The sequence below is a fragment of the Streptomyces radicis genome (assembly GCF_003626575.1).
In the GTDB taxonomy this organism is placed as follows: domain Bacteria; phylum Actinomycetota; class Actinomycetes; order Streptomycetales; family Streptomycetaceae; genus Streptomyces; species Streptomyces radicis.
In genome coordinates this window covers 1-5,371 of the sequence record NZ_RBDY01000061.1, presented here as the reverse complement: position 1 = coordinate 5,371, position 5,371 = coordinate 1, and the positions used below count along the sequence as shown (strand labels likewise).

Sequence of the window (5,371 nt, the reverse complement as noted above, 5' to 3'; positions counted from 1 at the left end):
TCCCTGGGCCACACGGCGATCCCTCTGCTGGCCCCGCCGTCGCCCGGGGCCAGCTGGACGGCGATGTGCTGGCCGGCGCCGGTGCTCGTGTCGAGGACGACCGGCGGTCGGTCTGGCACCGTGATCACTGGCACCGTGATCAGGTGCCTGTCACCCCCCAGGGGGGTCACACGCGCGTCGAGGACCCGGTCTCCCTCCGGGCCCCTGACCCAGGAAGTCTCCTGGCGCCCGGTAAGGAACACCTGGTGGTCGAGCAGGGGGCCATCGACCAGGTCGTGCCGGAATCCGATGAGATGGCCCTCGACGTTGTGGACCTCCGTGATGTGGGGGCGAGCCGTCCCCCCCACGAACAGAAGCTCTCGCTGTTCCGGTTCCAGGCGAAGGCCGGTCGCCGGGGAGCCATCGGGCGTGAAGATCCGGGGCGTGCCGCCGTCCAGAGGGGCTGCGACGAAGTGGCCGCGGGGGACACTCACCGTGGCCGCGAAGCGGTCCCTGGGTGTGCGCAGTTCGATGACGTCGTGGGTGTGCTGGTTCTGGGTGTTCACCACGCCGGGGCGGTGGCTAAGGGTGGTGATCAGGTACATGTCGTCGTCAAGGCGGGTGGCGGTGGTGCCGGGCACCGGGGTGCCGTCGCGGTCGGCGACGAACGCGCTTCCGTCAGGCCGGGTGACCAGGTGGTTGCCCTCGCCGAGCGGGTTCCCGATCCGGAGCTCGCTCGAACCGAGCAGACGTCCTTGGTCGTTGTAGACGGCGGAGATCGGGCCCTGGTACTCGATGGTGGTGCGCCGACCGTCGAGGCTGGTCAGTACCCGGTCGCTGAGCATCGTCTCGGTTGCCCGGTCGTGAACGGACGGCACGCCGTTGCCGTCCACCGGGCGCACCAGGACCGCGTTCACCGCCAGTTGGTTCGCGTAAGCCCGGATCGTGTCGAGCTCGTGGGTGATGGTGCCGTCCCGGCCGAGAACGATCTGCCCCCTCGGCGTGCGGACAAGGTAGCTGTCCAGGCCCTCGAGCCGGACGACGCGGGTGTTCGCCACCGGCGCCCAGTTCGCGTCCAGGAGGAGCGGCGGGCTGCCGTTGCGTGGCACGTACCAGAGGCCGAGGAAGCCGGAGCCGGCCACGGTGACCTGGTGGACATCGGCGATGGGCTGCCCGTCCGGCCTGAAGGTGGTGACGCGCTCCCCCGGCATGGGGAGGGCGACGAGCTGGTTCTCGGCCCGGACGTGGTGGTAGAACGGCCGCCCCTCGGCGGTGACGAAGGTGGACGGGTAGCCGGGCACCCGGACGAGGTGGGCCTCGGAGCCGAAGGGGGTGGTGGTGTGGGGGACGGGGCGTCCGGTCATGTCGAGGACGTCGGGGGAGCCCTGGCCGTTGACGCGGATCATCAACGAGTCGGCGGTGACGTGGCCTTCGGGGGCGAAGACGTGGTGCTGGGGGAGTGGGGCGCCTGTCATGTCGAGGACCCGGTGGCCATCGTCGAGTTGGACGGTGATCCATCCCGGTTCGGGGTGGACGGTGACGCGGCCGGGTTGGCGGGTGCCGTCGCTCGCGGAGATGAGGTGGGGCGGGCCGTGGTGGCTGTGGGTGGGGAGGGCTATCAGGGTGGGGTGGGGGGTGGGGAGTGTGTCGGTGAGCCGGACGGTGGTGTGGGTGGGGTTGCCGGTGCGGTCGGTGATGAGGGGGGTGTGATCGGGGCGGTGGATGAGCCAGCGGGTGTCGTCGGGGAGGGGGGTGGCGCGGGAGCCGGGGACGGTTTCGCCGTCGGGGCCGATGACGCGGGGTGGGTTGTCGCCGGTGGTGATGAGTTCGTGGTGTTCGTCGCCGGGGAGGCGGTGGAGGGTGGCGTGGTGGCTGCCGAGGGTGTCGTGGATGTCGGCGGTGGTGTCGGCGCGGTGGATGGCGAGGAGCCCGCCGTCGAGGGGCTCGACCCGGTGGGGAAGTGGGGTGCCGTCGCCCTGGTGGAGGGTGGGGGTGCGGTCGCCGGTGAGGGGCGTGAGGACGTATTCGTCGAGTTGGTCGTGGTGGTTGTTGCTGGGAGCGGTGAGGCGGGTGACGTCGTGGGTGTGGTGGCCGGTGTTGTCGAGGAGGGCGCGGGGGGTGCCGAGGTCGTCGACGCGCCAGTGGTGGTTGCCGAAGCGGGTGGTGGTGAGGGTGTCGGAGGGTTGGCCGTCGAAGCGGATGAGTCGGGGTGACTGGCCCGCTTCGGCGATGACGACGTGGCCGGTGAGGGGGCCGGTGTGGTGGGTGCGGAAGTCGGCGAGGAAGCGGCCGTCGTGGCCGTGGAAGGTGGTGGTGGCGCCGGTGCGGATGCCGATGGAACGCTCGGTGATGCGGATGTGGTCGGCGGTGACGGGTTGGCCGTCGCGGGTGAGGGTGGGGGCGCCGCCGCCGGGTGGGATGGAGAGGGTGGTGCCGGTGGGGCGGCCGTCGTGCCCGGACAGCCTGACGAGGTGCGGTAGTTCGGTCAGCTCGACATCGCTGTCGCCCATCCCGTGACGGGCCGGGCCCGGGGAGCCCGAGCCGTCGGAGCCGGAGCTGCCGGGGCGGATATGGGTCGTCTCGAGGGTGTGGCGGATGTCGTCCGTCGTCAGGGCGGTGCCGCCGGTGGGTTCTTCGGGAGCCTGGGGCTGTCCGGCGTGTCGGAGGTCGCGGGCGGGGACGTCGCCGTGGAAGACGCCGGTGGTGGGGTCGTAGACGCTGAGGTGCTGGTCAGGGCCGTGGACGTACAGGGAGGTGGGGGCGTGCGGGGGGCCGGTGAAGCGGACCACGTGGTCGGTGAGGGTGGTGCCGTCGGTGGTGCGCGGGTGGGGGGACGGCAGCCCTTCGGGGCCGATGCGCGCGACGAGGTCGGGGTGGTCCTCCCGCCCGCTGAGGGCGATGACGTGCCGACGCAGGTCGCCGCCCTCGCCGACGACATAGTGGTTGCCGCCCCTGTCGATGCGGAAGTCGCCGTTCTCCGGACGGGTCACGGTGGCGTTGCCGACGACGGTGTCGTTGGCGTCCAGGAGCCGGAGGGGGCTGCCCTGGCCGATGTCCAGGATGCTGAATCCGTCCAGGGCGGGGGCGTCGATCCGGACGGTGAGGCTTCGGAAGGCGCCGTCCGCGCCGAACACCGCCCTGACTCCCCCGAAGGTGACGACGATCGTGTGGTCGTCGAGCCGCACGTCGGCGGCGAGGACCCGGCTGCCCCGGTAGACGACGGGTGAGCCGTTCGGGTCCAAAGAGCCGGTCAGGTCCAACGGGCGGGCCAGGACGATGTCGCCGGGCGCGCCGTCCCGCCCGTCCGGCCGCATGATGTCGTGTGTCGGACGCCCGTCGTCGTTGATCACCGCGTGTGCGACGTCGTCGATCGTGACCAGATAGGTGTTCTCGTCCAGCGGGCGGATGGCGCCGCCTTCGACGGCGTTGCCGTGGACGTCCACGAGTCGGGGGACGCCGTCGCTGGGCCAGACCGCGCGGTGATCGGGCATCGGGCCGTCGTCGAGCAGGCCGTCGCGGAGGAACGTGGATCGCCCCAGCACGGTGCCGTCGGCGGCGTGGAAGGTGGCGGAGCCGTTCGGTTCCTCGATGCGGACGGCCGCCCCGTCGAGCCAGATCTCGTCGCTGGGGTCGGTCCGCCGAGCGCCGGGAGGCACGGCCAGGAAGCGGTCGGTGCCCCCGGGGATGGGTACGACGTCGAAGATCTGTTCCCCGGTGAACAGGGCACGCCCGGCGCCCGGCACGACCACCAAGTCCCGGCTCCCGAACTGGGTCGCGGTGGCGTTCTCGACCATCGTGCCGTCGCCGGTGCGCACCACCCAGACGGCGCCGCTCCTCTCCGTCTCGGGCACCGCGATCAGATGACCGTTCAGCACGCCCACCCCGCCCTGGATGTCGCCGCTGTCCCGGAGAACGCCGTCCATGTCATAGAAGCGGACCGCGTTCCCCTCGGTCTCCACGGCGATGTGACCGCCGTTGATCACGGCCCTGCTGGGTACCGGCCTGCCGACCTCGCTGAGAACGGTGACCGGGCCGCCGCCCTCCATGGGCCAGATGGCGAACCATGTGTCGCCGGTCTCGTCGTCGACCAGCCGGACGGCATCGTGGGTCTGGGCGCCGGTGCGGCTGTCGAGCACGAAAGGCCCGTGGTCCGGCGTTCGTATCAGGTGCAGGGTATCCCCCACCGGGAACACCGCCGAGTCGGGCACCGGTTCCCCGCTCGGGGCCCTGAGCCAGGACTGCCCCGCGCGCGTGGCCAGGAACACGTCGTGCCCGGCGAAGGGGTGGCCGTCGGGCAGCCGGTGCTGATAGGCGATGACGCTGCCCGCCATGTCGTGAACCACCGCGGAATGGGGGCGGTCGGTCGGCTCGAGCCGGAGCTCTCCCCCCGTCAGCCGCAGGCTCAGATCGGCCGGTCGGCCCCCGTCGGTCGCGAAGAGCTCGGGGGCGCCGCCGCGCAGTGACGCCACCGCGACATGGCGCGGGTCGCCCGCCAGCACGATCACATCGTGGGTGTGCTGCCCCCGGGCGTCCACCACGCCGGGGAACCATCCGGGGACCCGGACCAGGTACATGTCCTCGTCGAGGCGGGCCGCGGTGGCGCCGGGCACGGGGGCGCCGTCGGGCCCCGCGACGAACGGGCGCCCGTCCGGCCCTGCGGTGACCAGGTGATGGCCCTCGCCGAGCGGGTTCCCGACCCGGCCCGCGACCTCCTGGAGGAACGCCCCGTCCCCGGCGTGGACGGAGGTGGCGCCCTGGTGCTCGACCACGTGGCGCGCGCCGTCGAAGCCGGTCAGCACCCGGTCGGTGAGCAGTGCCCCGGTCTCCGGGTCGTGGACGGCCGTCACGCCGTTCCCGTCCAGGGGACGCAGCAGCACCGCGTCCGTCGGCTGCTCGTGATGGACGATCGAGAGCGGGACGACCTGGTGGGTGCGGGCGCCGTCAGGGCCGAGCGCGGCCGTCGCGTCGGGCGTGTGGACAAGGTAGCTGTTCCGGCCCGCCAACGGGACGACGGGGGTGTTCGGCACCCGCACCCCGTGCGCGTCCTCCAGGTGCGGCAGGCCGCCGTCGCGTGGCACGTACCACCGGCCGGGGAGGCCGGACCCTGGCAAGGTGACCTGGTGGACATCGGCCACGGGCCGCCCGTCCGGGGAGTGGACGACGACATGTCCGAGGCGGATGTCGGGGACCATCAGGACGGTGAGGTCGGTGTCGCCGGTGTCGGGTGGGGTTTGCCTGGTTCTGGTGGTGGATTCCGTGAGTTGTTGGACGGCGATGGCTCGGTGTTCGGGGGTGAGGAGGAGGTATTCGACGTCGTTGACGCGTTGGAACCCTGGGGTGCCGTCGGTGTTGTTGATGAAGTGGCCGGTGTCGGCGTGGTAGGTGGCTCGGT

General features: G+C 72.1%; 1 protein-coding gene. It reads right to left on the bottom strand.

Annotated features, from left to right (window positions below; genetic code table 11):
• Positions 1-5,371 (bottom strand): hypothetical protein (locus D7318_RS33270; RefSeq protein WP_183091762.1); only part of this gene is annotated, 5,371 nt, incomplete at both ends.